The 13,084-nt window shown below is 64.9% G+C and carries 14 protein-coding genes; 6 read left to right on the top strand and 8 right to left on the bottom strand.

Translation table 11 applies throughout. The features are described from left to right. Nucleotides 1-9 precede the first annotated feature (9 nt). From AWB80_RS28285 to AWB80_RS28295, 3 genes are read right to left on the bottom strand one after another with little or no spacing between them, the layout of a single operon-like run. Nucleotides 10-330 carry a CcdB family protein gene (locus AWB80_RS28285; protein WP_061177981.1) on the bottom strand — a complete coding sequence of 107 codons (321 nt, stop codon included), beginning with the start codon at nt 328-330 and terminating at the stop codon, nt 10-12. Next, nucleotides 330-617 (bottom strand): type II toxin-antitoxin system CcdA family antitoxin, encoded by a 288-nt coding sequence (locus AWB80_RS28290; protein ID WP_061178024.1) that lies wholly within the window; start codon nt 615-617, stop codon nt 330-332. The genes AWB80_RS28285 and AWB80_RS28290 overlap by 1 nt, the downstream gene beginning before the upstream one ends. Nucleotides 618-676: 59 nt before the next feature. Next, nucleotides 677-1,603: a DMT family transporter gene (locus tag AWB80_RS28295; protein WP_087131645.1), complete on the bottom strand. Its 927-nt coding sequence runs from the start codon at nt 1,601-1,603 to the stop codon at nt 677-679. Nucleotides 1,604-1,691: 88 nt separating this feature from the next. Here AWB80_RS28295 and AWB80_RS28300 point away from each other — a divergent pair, with 88 nt between their 5' ends. Continuing rightward, nucleotides 1,692-2,561, top strand: a complete 870-nt coding sequence (locus tag AWB80_RS28300) for a LysR family transcriptional regulator (protein ID WP_061177982.1) — start codon at nt 1,692-1,694, stop codon at nt 2,559-2,561. On the opposite strand, the gene AWB80_RS28305 is transcribed toward AWB80_RS28300, so the two are convergent. Continuing rightward, nucleotides 2,553-3,527: an FkbO/Hyg5 family chorismatase gene (locus tag AWB80_RS28305; RefSeq protein ID WP_061177983.1), complete on the bottom strand. Its 975-nt coding sequence runs from the start codon at nt 3,525-3,527 to the stop codon at nt 2,553-2,555. The two genes, AWB80_RS28300 and AWB80_RS28305, sit on opposite strands and share 9 nt — an antisense overlap. Then, complete coding sequence (locus AWB80_RS28310) at nt 3,524-3,781, bottom strand: hypothetical protein (RefSeq protein ID WP_061177984.1); 258 nt, start codon at nt 3,779-3,781, stop codon at nt 3,524-3,526. Before AWB80_RS28310 ends, AWB80_RS28305 begins: the two co-directional genes overlap by 4 nt. A 216-nt stretch (nt 3,782-3,997) precedes the next feature. On the opposite strand from AWB80_RS28310, the gene AWB80_RS28315 reads away from it, so the two are divergent. From AWB80_RS28315 to AWB80_RS28335, 5 genes are read left to right on the top strand one after another with little or no spacing between them, the layout of a single operon-like run. Next, on the top strand, nt 3,998-4,735 hold the full coding sequence (locus AWB80_RS28315; protein ID WP_061177985.1) for an SDR family NAD(P)-dependent oxidoreductase: 738 nt from the start codon (nt 3,998-4,000) through the stop codon (nt 4,733-4,735). A gap of 38 nt (nt 4,736-4,773) precedes the next feature. Beyond that, nucleotides 4,774-6,438: a rhodanese-like domain-containing protein gene (locus tag AWB80_RS28320; RefSeq protein WP_061177986.1), complete on the top strand. Its 1,665-nt coding sequence runs from the start codon at nt 4,774-4,776 to the stop codon at nt 6,436-6,438. Next, complete coding sequence (locus AWB80_RS28325) at nt 6,435-7,640, top strand: LLM class flavin-dependent oxidoreductase (RefSeq protein WP_061177987.1); 1,206 nt, start codon at nt 6,435-6,437, stop codon at nt 7,638-7,640. Before AWB80_RS28320 ends, AWB80_RS28325 begins: the two co-directional genes overlap by 4 nt. Then, complete coding sequence (locus AWB80_RS28330; RefSeq protein WP_061177988.1) at nt 7,637-8,968, top strand: LLM class flavin-dependent oxidoreductase; 1,332 nt, start codon at nt 7,637-7,639, stop codon at nt 8,966-8,968. Before AWB80_RS28325 ends, AWB80_RS28330 begins: the two co-directional genes overlap by 4 nt. 7 nt (nt 8,969-8,975) lie before the next feature. Beyond that, nucleotides 8,976-10,190 (top strand): SfnB family sulfur acquisition oxidoreductase, encoded by a 1,215-nt coding sequence (locus AWB80_RS28335; protein WP_061177989.1) that lies wholly within the window; start codon nt 8,976-8,978, stop codon nt 10,188-10,190. A 47-nt stretch (nt 10,191-10,237) separates the two neighbouring features. On the opposite strand, the gene AWB80_RS28340 is transcribed toward AWB80_RS28335, so the two are convergent. From AWB80_RS28340 to AWB80_RS28350, 3 genes are all read right to left on the bottom strand, one after another. Further along, nucleotides 10,238-11,185, bottom strand: coding sequence for an ABC transporter substrate-binding protein (locus tag AWB80_RS28340; RefSeq protein ID WP_244206766.1), 948 nt, complete (start codon nt 11,183-11,185; stop codon nt 10,238-10,240). Nucleotides 11,186-11,262: 77 nt separating this feature from the next. Further along, entirely contained in the window at nt 11,263-12,027 is a 765-nt protein-coding gene (locus tag AWB80_RS28345) for an ABC transporter ATP-binding protein (RefSeq protein ID WP_087131647.1), read from the bottom strand. Then, nucleotides 12,014-12,931 carry an ABC transporter permease gene (locus tag AWB80_RS28350; RefSeq protein WP_061177991.1) on the bottom strand — a complete coding sequence of 306 codons (918 nt, stop codon included), beginning with the start codon at nt 12,929-12,931 and terminating at the stop codon, nt 12,014-12,016. Before AWB80_RS28350 ends, AWB80_RS28345 begins: the two co-directional genes overlap by 14 nt. Nucleotides 12,932-13,084: the final 153 nt, after the last annotated feature.

Here is a 13,084-nt window from a genome sequence, read left to right on the forward strand (position 1 = left end):
CGTGCTTCGTCAGTATCCGCCGAAGAGTCGATCTCGCGCGTCAGCAATCAGGCCACGGAATTCACCAAGCGATCCGATCCTTTTGCCAAGCACACCGGCCGGAACGGCGGCCATCGCAGGCGTGTCCAGGAAACAGTCTTCGCCGTCGATCACGAAGCTCGGGAGCAGATCGGATGGCGCGCCCGTGTAGCCCAGAAGGTTCGAACGCCGTAGGGGAATCACCACGCGAGTCGGCAGACTGCCGACATGATCGCTTTGTACATCGACCACGTAGGGCGTGCTGTTTCGCGAATCTTCGTTGGGGTTGAGATAGAGGTCAAAACGAGCCATCAGAACGTCCGATATTTCGCCAAAGGCAGGCCTTCCCGTTCCACCATCGCGGTGTAGGCCTTCACGAGTTCGGCGTTTTGCTCGGCCCACTGGCGGGCCTCGACTTCCTGAACCTCTTCACGCAACCCGCGTTCGCTCGCACGCGAAACATTGACGTTGAGTTCCCTGGCGCGCTCCAGCAGATCCGACGGCAGAGAAACGTTGGTTGGCTTGCGTGTAACTCTGGCGCCCCTCTCGGGCTGGACTGTCGACTGAAGGTCCGCGCGCGTAACGAAAGCGTGGGCCATGTGCATCCCCTATGTGCATAAACAATGTTCATAGTATCGCACACAGACGACTGCTTGCGTCACCCACCCCGCCCCCGCTCCGCGAACCAGATCGCCACCGACATCGACACGACGCCCGCAAGTTGCACCCCACTCAGACGCTGATCGAAATACAGCCAGTCGATGACGATCGCCATCGCCGGATAAACGAACTGGAACACCGCGACACGCGCCGTATCGAGTCGCGCCATGCCGATATACATCAGCGTGTACGCGAGGCCCGTGTGAATCAGCCCGAGCCCCGCGAGCCACGCCCAGGACACGCCCCACGCGGGCCAGCCCTGCTGCATCGGCCAGACCCACAGGAGCAACGTGCCGACCGCGCATTGCCACCACGCGAGCGTGCCAGCGGGCAGTTCACGCAAGCGTTTCGCGATGATGGTCACGCACGCCATGCACAACGACCCCGCCAGGCACGCGCCGACGCCGATCCAGTAGCCCGGCTCGAACGTGCCGCTCGCGCCGTGCTCGACGATGCCCGTCGCCATGACGAGGCCGATCATCGCGACCGATACCGCCGCGATGCGCTGCCTGCCGATCGCCTCCTTCAGCAGGCACGATGCGAGCACCAGCACCCACATCGGCTGAACATGGAACAGCACGATGGCCACGCCCGCCGAAATCCGCTCGACTGCGCTGAAGAACAGCGACCAGCTCAAGACCATCAGCACGCTGGCGGCGAGCACCCACGGACCCGTCGTGCGCGTCAGGCGCAGAAACCGTGTTTGTCCGCGCAGCACGACCCAGACGCTCATTCCCAGCAAGCCGAATGCGCAGCGAAACCACGTCGCCGTCAACGGATCGGCTTTGGCTTCGTGCAGAAAAATGCCGATCGTGCCGAGCAGCGCGCAGCCGAGCAGAAAAGGCCATGCGCCCGCCGCACTGTGGGATTGCGCACGCGCTGCAAAGCGCGATGCCGTCTGGGGCGATGTCGGGTTCGTATTCATGGACGCAGTGTGTGCCGCATCCGATTCAACGAAAAGCGCATAATTCGAACACTATCCATTCGATTATCGAAAGCAACTTCTGAAACCGATGAAACGACACGATCTGCAAACGGACTGGCTCAAGTGCTTCGTCGCGGTCGTCGACGCGGGTTCGCTGTCGAGCGCGGCGGGCGAAGTGCATCGCTCGCAATCGGCGGTGAGCATGCAGTTGAAGAAGCTCGAAAGCGCGCTGGGACTGCGGCTCATCGAGCGCGGCGCGCGCACGCTGGAACTCACGCATGACGGGCAGACGCTGCTCGGCTACGCACGCCGCATTCTTGATCTGCATGCGGAAGCGCACGTCGCGCTGCAAGGCGAGCAACTCACCGGCCGCGTGCGGCTAGGCGTGCCCGACGACTACGCGGCGAAATATCTGACGCCCGTGCTCAAACGCTTCGCGCCGCGCCATAGCGGCGTCGAGATCGAACTGATCTGCGAGCAATCGACCTCGCTCATTCCGCGCGTTGCGAATGGCGAACTCGATATCGCGCTCGTGTCGCGCGACCACGGCCGTCGCGGCACGCTGCTGTTCCATGAACCGCTGGTGTGGGTCGGCGCGGCGCAATTCGAGCTATGGCGGCGCGATCCGTTGCCGATCGCCGTCTACGAAAGCGCGAGCCTCGCGCGGCGCGGCGCGATCAATTCGCTCGCGCAGCAAGGACGCCGCTACAAGGTGGTCTACAACAGTTCGAGTCTGGCCGGGCAGATCGCCGCCGTCGAAAGCGGTCTGGCGGTCGCGGCGCTGACACAATGCAGCGCGCCAGGACATCTGCGCATTCTGGGCAGCGACGAAGGTCTCGGGCCGCTCGAACCGATGGAAGTGGCGGTATATCGAAGCCGCGACTCGCGCGGCTCGAAAGCTGTTGATAGCCTGCACAGCCTGCTCGTGAAGACGCTCAGGCAATCGGCCTCAGTCTGAGCGCCGATGTAACGCGATGCCTTCCATCTCGACGAGCAGATCGGCGCGGCAGATATCCACTTGCAGATAGCGGATGCTCGCATCCGGATGAAACGCGGCCTGCGCCAGTTTCGTCACGGCAGGCAGATCCGCTGCATGCCGGTAATACACCTTGATCTGGTCGAGATCGCGCAGCGTGTAGCCGCCGTCCACGCCTTGCGCGCCGAGATTGTCCGCGCCGATCAGATGCGCGATGTTGCTGATCGCGACACTCCACTGGCGTTCGAGATCGCCCTCGTGCATCGTCTCGTGTCCGAGAATGCTGGCCGTGCCCGATACGAACAGCGTATCGCCCAGCAGCGTGCCGCGCGCGAAGCTCGGCGACTTCGGACCGTAACGCTGCGGGTACTCATACGCGGGCGTCTGACGCGAATTCTCGATATGCCGCACCGCGCCTTCGCGGCATGCGAGAAAGTAGAAGCCGACGCCGTTGCCCCATGTACCGATGCCCGTCGCCGCCGGCATGCCCGATGCGTGCGCGTAATCCTGCTCGAATGCGACGGCGCGGCCACGGCAAAAGTCGCGATACACCTCGAGCCCTTCCCCATTCTCGCCATTGATGTGGGGAATGAAGTTCCACATGCGAAAGATCTTCGGGAAGTTCAGTTCGCCGACGAGCGCGAACGCGTCGGCATAGGCTTTACGCGTGGCTTCGGTGTATCGGCCGGACGACGGGATGTAGCCGGCGCAAAAGAGGAATGCGTCGTCGTGAGCGAAGACCAGATCGTTGAAGGCGCCGCTGCGGACCGGCCCGGCGCTGCGCCAGATTTCGGCGAAGCCTTCGCGCGCGTCGTCGGTCATCCTGAGATGCAGCGTCGGCACGCCGTCCTCGATGACCGGCCGCCCGCTCGTCGCGCCGAAGACGATGCGCGCGAGCGCGCCATCGCCGGATGGCGCGTCGGGAGCGGCGAAGCGCGATTCGATCATGCCTCGTCACCGAAGAGATCGGCGGTGCCCACGCTCTCGTCCCTTACCGGCAGCGCACCGCTGCGGACCTGTTCGAGCACGTCGGCCGGCAGCCAGGTCTCTTCCAGAGCGCCGATGCCGTTCTCGATCATCTGCTGAAGAAAGAACGATTGCTTGCGCCCCGTCACCTCTGCCAATAGTCGCAGCCGTTGCTCGAATTGTGGATCGACCCGCACTGCGACCACCTTCAACTTGTTTTCGGCGGTCCTTCTCACTGCATGCTCCTGTCACGTTCGTTGCGCGCCGCGAGCGGGCGCGCGCATGCGGTGCTTATACCACACGCGTGTGCGACGTTCGCAGATACGCAGCTATTCAAAGCATCGATTCATTCAAAAGCATCCGTGAAATGATCGGTTTGTGATGCCGGACTGCGCGACGAAGATGATCCTTTTTTTCCGCACGACCGTCGTCGACGGCAGTTGGAGCACACCATGAGTTCGACCTTCGAAGACCGCGTGTTCTGGGTGACGGGCGCATTTGGCGCATTGGGCGCGGCGACCGTGACACGGCTCGCGCAGGCGGGCGCGCATGTGATCGCGTCGTCGCGCAATGTCGATGCGCAGCGCTTCGCGGACTTGCCGAGCGTACTGCCGCTATCCGTCGATGTCGCCGACGATCGCAGCGTGCGCACCGCGTTCGCGCAGATCGAAGAGCGTTTCGGGCGTCTCGACGGGCTCGTCACGAGCACGAACGTCGCCGCGTTCGGCGATTTCCTCGATCTCACCGACGACGACTGGCAACGCGTCATCGACGCCAAGCTGCTCGGCTCCGTGCGACCGATCCGCGCCGCGCTGCCGCGCTTCATCGCGCAGGGGCGTGGTGCGATCGTCGTGATCAGCGGGCGCGGCGGCATCGCGCCGCCGCCGAATCACTTTCCCGGTTCGAGCGTGAACGCCGCGCTCGATCTGCTCGTGCAAGGGCTCGGCCGCAAGTACGGTCCGCAGGGCGTGCGCGTGAACGCGGTCGCGCCCGGCCCGATCCGCTCGCCGCGCTTCGATGCGATGGCCACCACGCAAGCCGGCGACGAACCGACGCGCCTCACCGCGCTCGACGGTCCCGGTACGCCGGAAGACGTCGCGGCAGCGGTGACGTATCTGCTTTCCGACGATGCGCGCTTCGTCACCGGAACGCGGCTGTACGTCGACGGCGGCGGCCCGCCCTACGCGTGATGCCTCATTTTCGACAACCTGCACAGGATTCATCGCCCATGTCCCGCTTCGTGTCTCCCGCGCAATTGCGCACGCTCATTGCTCAACGTTCCGAACTCGCCGTGCTCGATGTCCGCGAGGAAGGCGTGTCTGCGCGAAGGCGGCTGTTCTATTCGTCGGTCGCGCCGGTCGGACGGCTCGGGCTCGTGATCGCGCGGCTCGTGCCGAGGCGCGGCACGCCCATCGTCCTCGTCGATACGCACGGCGAGCACACGCCGCGCGCCGCCGCCCTGCTCGCGCGCTGGGGCTATACGGATGTGTCGATACTCGAAGGCGGCATCGACGGCTGGGCGAACGCGGGCTTCGAGGTTTTCAGCGGCACCAACGTGCCCGGCAAGGCCTTCGGCGAAGTCATCGAACACGAACTGCACACGCCCAACATCGACGCCGACACACTGAAGGCGCGACAGGATGCGGGCGATGATCTCGTCGTGCTCGACTCGCGTCCCTTCGGCGAATTCAACACGATGAACATTCCCGGCGGCATCGACTGCGCGGGTGCGGAGCTCGTCTATCGCGCGCTCGCGGCGGCGCCGTCGCCCGAGACGCTGATCGTCGTGAATTGCGCGGGCCGCACGCGCAGCATCCTCGGCGCGCAGTCGCTCATCAATGCGGGCGTGCCGAATCCGGTCGCGGCGCTGACGGGCGGCTCGATGTCGTGGCTGCTCGCGGGTCTCGAACTCGAGCACGGCAACATCCGCACCGCGCCGCGTCCCGATGCGGCCACGCTCGCCGCCGCGCGTGAACTCGCGAGCGCCGCCGCGCGCAAGGCTGGCGTGCCGGTGATCGATCGCGAGACGCTCGCCGCGCTGGAGCGCGAAAGCGGCGAGCGCACGCTGTATCGCTTCGACGTGCGCGATCCGCTCGAATACGAAGCGGGCCATCCGTCGGGCTGGCGCTCGGCGCCGGGCGGCCAGCTCGTGCAGGCCACCGACGAATACATCGGCACGCTGCACGCGCGCGTGGTGCTGCGCGACGATGACGGCGTACGCGCCCGCATGAGCGCATCGTGGCTGAAGCAGCTCGGCTATCTCGACGTGCGCGTGCTCGACGACACCGCCAGCGCCGCGCTCACCGCCGACGCGCTCGAAGCCGGTCCCGAGCCGCTCGCCGTGCGGCCGCATGGCGCGCGCACGCGCTGGGTCGAGCCGGACCGGTTGCGCGAAGCGATCGAAGCAGGCAAGGCGCAGGCGATCGATATCGACAGCAGTCTCGCGTTCAGGCGCGGCCACGTGAGCGGCGCGCGCTTCATCGCGGCGAGCGAACTGCTCGCGCGTCTGAACGACTTCGCGCACGGCACGCAACTCGTGCTCACGTCGGAGGATGGCGTGCTCGCCGGTCTCGTCGCCGCTGAACTTGCGCAGCATCGGCCGGAGATCGCCGCGCTGAGCGGCGGCACGCGCCGCTGGAGCGCGCTCGGCCTGCCGCTCGATGCAGGCGATGCGCACAACCTCACCGGCGACGACGACGCCTGGTACAGCCCCTATCACGCCGAACCGGGCCGCGTCGCCGAACAGATGAACGCGTATCTCGCGTGGGAACTGCAACTCGTCGCGCAACTGGAGCGCGACGCGATCGCCTCGATCGACGTGCTCGACTTCGGCACGGCGACGGCGCAGCGCAGCCACGCGCGTCTGAGCGCGCTGAAGGAGAGCACCGTATGACAGCCGCGTTCGACGGCGCCACGAGCCCCGCCGACATCCCCGGCAGCCCGTTGCATGCCGCGTTTCAGCAACCGCTGATGCTCGGCCTGTTCCTGCCGATCCAGAACGGCGGCTGGTCGATCTCGACGCTGCCGCGCGGCACCGACTGGCGCTTCGACTACAACGCGCGCCTCACGCAAAAGGCCGAAGCGCTCGGTTTCGATCTCGTGTTCGGTCTCGCGCAATGGCTCGGCAAGAACGGGCACGGCGGCGCGCTCAAGTATCGCGAGCAATCGCTCGATGCGTTCATCGCGACCAGCGCGCTCGCCGCGATCACCGAGCGCATCCTGCTGATCTCGACCGTGCATGCGCTCTACGGGCCGTGGCATCCGCTGCATCTCGCCAAGTTCGGCGCGACGCTCGATCACATCTCGGGCGGGCGCTGGGGCATCAATCTGGTGACGGGACATGTGGCGAGCGAATGGGCGATGTTCGGCCAGCCGATGATCGAGCACGACGAGCGCTATGTGCGCGCGGCGGAGTTCGTCGGCGTGCTCGATACGCTCTGGCGCAGCGACGCGAACCAGCACATCAGGACCAAACACTGGCAACTGAACGATGCGTTCGTGAGTCCGCGACCGCGCTTTCATCGCCCTGTGCTGGTGAATGCGACGGGATCGGCGGCGGGCATCGATTACGCCGTGCGGCATTCGGACCTCATCTTCATCACGAGCCCGGCGGGCGCGGCCTTCGATGACGCCATCGCGGCCTTGCCCGCGCATACCGCGACGATTCGCGAGAGCGCGCGGCGCGTGAACCGACGCGTGCGCACGCTGATCAATCCGACCATCGTATGCCGGCCGACCGAGCGCGAGGCGCGCGAATATCACGATGCGATCGTCGCGCATGCCGACGAAGGCGCGCTAGATGGATTTGTCGGCATGCACGGCAAGAGCGACGCGAAAGCGTGGGCGCAGCACAAGCGCGAGCAGCGCATTCTCGGCGGCAATCTGCATCTGATCGGCTCGCCCGAACAGATCGTCGAGCAATTGCTCGCATTGAAGCGCGCCGGATGCGACGGCGTGCAACTCACCTTCTTCGACTTCGAACCCGATCTCGCGTACTTCGGCGATGCGGTACTGCCGCTGCTCGTCGAAGCAGGCTTGCGCGTTCCCGCATCGGACCAGTCGTTCCATCAACCGTTTCTTCATACGACGTCATGAGCCACACGCGCCAACTGCATCTGAACACCAACATCACCGGCGTCGGACGCCATCCCGCCGGATGGCGCACGCTCGACAATCCGCGCTCGATCATCGATCTGAACTTCTTCAAGGAGATCGCCACGATCGCCGAGCGCGGCAAGCTCGATGCGGTGTTTCTCTCCGATCTGCTCGCGCTGCGCAATCACGCCGAAGGGCCGTCGCAGGCGCTGGAACCGACCGTGCTGCTGACCGCGCTCGCGGGCGCGACGACGCATGTCGGCCTGATCGGCACTGCGTCGACGACCTTCAACGATCCCTTCAATCTCGCGCGGCGCTTCGCATCCGTCGATCATCTGAGCGGCGGGCGGGTCGCCTTCAATGCGGTCACGACTTACGATGCCGCCGCCGCCGCGAACTTCAGCCACGACGTGCCGCTCACCACCGACGAGCGCTATGCGCGCGCGCAGGAGTTCGTCGAAGTGGTGACGAAGCTGTGGGATAGCTGGGAAGACGATGCCTTCGTCGCCGATCGGGCGACGGGCCGCTATGCCGATCCATCGCGCGTGCATGCGATCGAGCATCGCGGGACATACTTTTCGGTGCGCGGTCCGCTGACCGTGCCGCGCAGTCCGCAGGGACGGCCGGTGCTCGTGCAGGCGGGTTCGTCCGAAGGCGGACGTGCGCTGGCCGCGCGTTTCGCCGATGCCGTGTTCACCGCGCAAACCACCTTGCCGACTGCGCAGGCTTTCTATGCGGAGATGAAAGAGCGCGTGCGTCTGCATGGACGCAATCCCGATCATTTTCTGCTGCTGCCCGGTTTGTACCCGGTGATCGGCGGCACCGAGCGCGAAGCGCGCGAACGCAAGGCCGAACTCGATGCGCTGCTCGATACCGATCGCGAAGTCGCGCGTCTTGCGGGCGCGCTGGGCCTCGCGCCGGATGATCTGCATATCGATGCGCCGCTGCCTTATGAGCGGATCGGAAAGGTTGCGCGCTCGGATCTCTCGCGCGGCTTCATCGATTCGACGGTTGCGCTTGCCAAAAGCGAAAACCTCACCGTGCGCGATCTGCTGGATCGCAATCCGGGCGCGCATCGGATCATCGTGGGCACGCCGGAGCAGATCGCCGACGATATCGCGCGCTGGTTCAACGAGCGCGGCGCGGACGGCTTCAACCTGAACGCGGATGTGTTCCCTTCCGGGCTTGCGGCGTTCGTCGACCATGTCGTGCCGCTGCTGCAGAAGAAGGGCATCTTCCGGCGCGATTACGAAGGCACGACATTGCGGGAACATCTGGGCTTGCCGCGGCCCGACAGTCAGTACGCGCGCGCGGCGCGTGCGGCGTGAGGCAATCATGACCTACATTCATCGCGCCAGCATCATCAAATCGGATAACGAATCAATCGAGATCGCGCGTCGGCTTGCGCGTGAATTTGCCGTGGAAGCATCGCATCGCGACCGTGAGCGGAATTTGCCTGTGAACGAAGTCGAGGCATTCAGCGCGTCGGGATTGTGGGGCATCAGCGTGCCGCGCGCGTTCGGCGGCGCGGATGTTTCAGTGCGCACGATCGCTGACGTGTTCGAACTGATATCGGCGGCGGATTCGTCGCTCGGGCAGATTCCGCAGAATCATTTCGCCACGCTCGAACGGCTTCGGCATGACGGCACGGCGAGCCAGCAGGACTTCTTCTTTTCCCGCGCGCTCGCGGGAGAGCGTTTCGGCAACGCCACCGCCGAGCCGGGCGATCGTTTGCCTTCCGAGCATGAGACGCGCGTGCATCGCGGCGAAAGTGGTTTCGTGCTCTCCGGCCGCAAGGTCTATTCGACGGGCGCGCTGTTCGCGGACTGGATTCCCGTCGCGGCGCTTGACGACGATGGTCTTCCCGTCACGGCGTTCGTCGCACGGCATGCGCGCGGCGTCGAGGTCATCGACGATTGGTCCGGCTTCGGTCAGCGCACGACGGCGAGCGGCCAGGTGCGGCTCGATCACGTCGAGCTCGATGCATTGCAGATCGTGAAGCGTGGCCGAAGCGGACACATCGATGCGGCGAACGCGGTATCGCAGCTCATTCATGCGGCGATCGATCTTGGCATCGGGCGCGCGGCGCTCGACGATACGAAGCGATTCCTGAAGGAGTTATCGCATCCGGCGCGTGGCAGTGGCGCGACGCGCGCGGTCGAGGACCCGTACACGTTGCGCGACATCGGATCGTTGACCGTCGACTATCACGCGGCGCAGGCATTGACGGCGCGTGCCGCGGGTTTGATCGACGCCGCGCGTGACGAAGCAGCACGTGCCGATGTCGCTGCGGCGATCGTCGCTACGGCCGAGGCGAAGATACTCACGACGCAGTTTGCGCTCGATGCGGCCAACAAGCTCTTCGAACTGGCGGGCACGCAATCGACATTGGAAACGCATAACCTGGACCGGCACTGGCGCAATGCAAGAACGCACACGTTGCACGATAGCGTGCGCTGGAAGTATCACGCCGTAGGACAGTTTGCGTTGAATGAGCTGCTGTGTGATCCGTTCACGTATGCGCATCCTTATTCAGCGATCGATGAGTGAAAAAAGGCGCGCTCCACGGCGCGCCTGTTCGCATGAGCCGATGTGGATCACCGCGCCGCCACCGCCTGCGCATCGAACACCGGATTGAACTCGATATCGACCGCGATCTTGTTCTTGATATCCCCCGACCGATATAGCGCATCGGCAATGCGCTGCTCGCGCGCGACGAGTGTCTTGTCGAGCGGATAAAACACCGAGCGCCCATTCTCCGCCGAGAACTTCGCCCGCGCCGGGCTCTGCTTCATCTTCTCCAGATAGATCTTCTCGACAGCCGGCACGTTCTGCGCCCACCAGGTCCAGGAGTTCTTCAGACGCCCGAGAAAATCGCCGAGCGCGCGGCTCTTCGCCGGATCGCGCAGCACTTCCGTGCGCGCGGTGAAGACGGACAACGCCGGAATATCGAGCTCGTCGCTCTTGATGACGACGCGCGCATCGCCCTTGTCGACCGTTTCCTTCACAGGCCCATAGCCGCCCGAATACACCGCGACCTGCCCCGCATTGAACGCCGACGCCGACACGTTGCCATCGCCGAACTTCACACCCTGGAAATCCTTCGGCTTCAGATCGGCCTTGTTATACGACAGCACGTATTGCAGATAGTTGAAGCCGCCGAAGTTATAGCCCCACGTCTTGCCGCGCAGATCGGCGAGATTCTTGACATCCGCATCCTTGCGCACGACCGTGACGATCGGCGGATAGCTGCTGTCCGGATTGCGCCATCCCGCGATGATCTGCAAGGGCGCGGTCTCGGGCGTCCACGGCGCGCGCGCATTGCCCTGCTCGATGATGAGCGACGTATCGCCCATCAGCCCCACGTCGAGCACTTTCGAATAGAGCGCGGACAGTTGCGCGGCGGGCCCGGTGAGCACGGCCCATTTCACTTTGTACGGCGCGCCGTCGAGCACATGCGATGCTTCGACGATGAGCGGCCACGCGGCATCCTGCGTGCCGATCGTCAAGGTGAGCGGTTCATCGGCGAAGGCAGAGGCCGACACAGCGAACAGACTCGCAACGAATAGAGCGGTAAAACGTTTCCTGATGCGCATGAGTGTGTGATGAGTGAATGAAAGAGTTATGCCGCCTTCTGCGGCGCATCCTGCGTCACGCCGAGTTCGGCGAGCAGCCGTGTTCTGAGCGCGATGGCCGCTTCGTCGCTGCGCGAGCGCGGTCGCGGAAAATCGACGACGACATCCGCGCTGATTTCTCCTTGCGACAGCACGACGATGCGGTCCGACAGAAGAATCGCCTCGTCGATGTCATGCGTGACCAGCACCACAGCCGGCGTATGCGCGCGCCACAAACGCGCGACGAGTTCATACATGCGGATGCGTGTGAGCGCATCGAGCGCGGCGAACGGTTCATCGAGCAGCAACAGCTTCGGCTCGCGCACGAGCGCACGCGCCAGCGCGACACGCTGCGCCTCGCCGCCCGAGAGCGTCTTCGGCCAGCCATCTGCATTACGTGTCAGGCCCACTTCATCGAGTGCCGCAAGCGCCGACGGCTTCGCCGCGTTGAGCCGGTCATGACCGATCACGACGTTCTCCCACACGCGTTTCGCGGGCACGAGACGCGGCTCCTGAAATACGACGGAGCGCGCGCCCGCCACGCGCACGCGCCCGCTATCGGCCTGATCGAGTCCGGCGAGAATGCGCAAGAGCGTCGTCTTGCCCGCGCCCGAGGCGCCGAGCATCGACACGAACTCGCCGCGCTTCACCTTCAGCGAGACGTCCTTCAGCACGGCGCGGCCGTCGAATACGCGGCTCACGCTGTCGAGTTCGAGGGCGGTCTCGCGTTCGTCGCGCACGGACCGGGCGAATGCGATATCAGGCGAGTTCAAAGCGCGGCCTCCACGGAAGAGCGAGATGTTCGAGCGCGCGCATGATGAGATCGGTCACGATGCCGAGCGCCGCATAAACCAGAATGCCCGCGATGATGATGTCCGCGCGCTGATTCTGGTTCGCGTTCACGAGGATGTAGCCGATGCCGTTCTGCGCGTTGATCTGCTCCGCGACGACGAGCGCGAGAAGCGCCACCGCCGATGAATAGCGCACGCCCACGAGTATCGAAGGCAGCGCCGTCGGCAGAATGATGCGCAGCGCGATCTGCCGGTTCGACAGGCCGAACACGCTCGCCGCTTCGAGCAACTTCGGATCGACGCCGCGCACGCCCGCATACGTGTTGAGATACATCGGGAAGATCGTGGCCGCGAGAATCACCGCGACCTTCGCGCCCTCGCCGATGCCGAACCATGTAATGAAAAGCGGGATCAGTGCGATGAATGGAATCGTGCGCAGCATCTGCAAAGGCGCATCGACGACCTCCTCGCCCACGCGCCACAGTCCCGCGAACAGCCCCGCGAACAAGCCGATACCGCCGCCGATCGCGAGGCCCGTCGCCGCACGCATCAGCGACACGCCGATCGCGCTTTGCAATTCGCCATCGGCGATCAGTTCCTTCAGCGCGGCGACGATGACCGTCGGCGGCGGCAAGGTTTCAGGCGCGACGAGTTGCAGCGACGACGCGAGTTGCCACAGTGAGATGAGCGCGAGCGGCACGCCCACACGCAACGCGCGCGAGCGCAGCGCGGACCATTGGAACGGGGTGCGGCGGCGCACCTCGCGCGTCGGCAGATCGATGAGCGCGCGCGGATCGCTGACGCGCGCGGCGGCGGCCGTGGTGCGATCTTGCGCCGCGCCGGGGTCGATCCCGAGCGCGGCGGATGGAAAGCGAGGAACGTTCATGGGCATTCGACGTAAATCGGAAGAGAGTGGAACTTCCGATGGTACGGTTGCCTGTCCTCGCATCAAACCAAGGCTTTGCGAGATGCTATGCGCGCAGCGCGTGATTTGGATTCCTGAGATTCTACAAAGGCACGACCGTGCGTGAAGCGCACC

Source organism: Caballeronia pedi (assembly GCF_001544915.2).
Taxonomy (GTDB): domain Bacteria; phylum Pseudomonadota; class Gammaproteobacteria; order Burkholderiales; family Burkholderiaceae; genus Caballeronia; species Caballeronia pedi.

What these genes read in the sequence shown, in the direction of transcription:
- AWB80_RS28305 (WP_061177983.1), bottom strand. Translation starts at nt 3,527, where the DNA reads ATGATCGAATCGCGCTTCGCCGCTCCCGACGCGCCATCCGGCGATGGC.
- AWB80_RS28285 (WP_061177981.1), bottom strand. Translation starts at nt 330, where the DNA reads ATGGCTCGTTTTGACCTCTATCTCAACCCCAACGAAGATTCGCGAAAC.
- AWB80_RS28350 (WP_061177991.1), bottom strand. Translation starts at nt 12,931, where the DNA reads ATGAACGTTCCTCGCTTTCCATCCGCCGCGCTCGGGATCGACCCCGGC.
- AWB80_RS28315 (WP_061177985.1), top strand. Translation starts at nt 3,998, where the DNA reads ATGAGTTCGACCTTCGAAGACCGCGTGTTCTGGGTGACGGGCGCATTT.
- AWB80_RS28330 (WP_061177988.1), top strand. Translation starts at nt 7,637, where the DNA reads ATGAGCCACACGCGCCAACTGCATCTGAACACCAACATCACCGGCGTC.
- AWB80_RS28335 (WP_061177989.1), top strand. Translation starts at nt 8,976, where the DNA reads ATGACCTACATTCATCGCGCCAGCATCATCAAATCGGATAACGAATCA.
- AWB80_RS28295 (WP_087131645.1), bottom strand. Translation starts at nt 1,603, where the DNA reads ATGAATACGAACCCGACATCGCCCCAGACGGCATCGCGCTTTGCAGCG.
- AWB80_RS28290 (WP_061178024.1), bottom strand. Translation starts at nt 617, where the DNA reads ATGGCCCACGCTTTCGTTACGCGCGCGGACCTTCAGTCGACAGTCCAG.
- AWB80_RS28320 (WP_061177986.1), top strand. Translation starts at nt 4,774, where the DNA reads ATGTCCCGCTTCGTGTCTCCCGCGCAATTGCGCACGCTCATTGCTCAA.
- AWB80_RS28325 (WP_061177987.1), top strand. Translation starts at nt 6,435, where the DNA reads ATGACAGCCGCGTTCGACGGCGCCACGAGCCCCGCCGACATCCCCGGC.
- AWB80_RS28300 (WP_061177982.1), top strand. Translation starts at nt 1,692, where the DNA reads ATGAAACGACACGATCTGCAAACGGACTGGCTCAAGTGCTTCGTCGCG.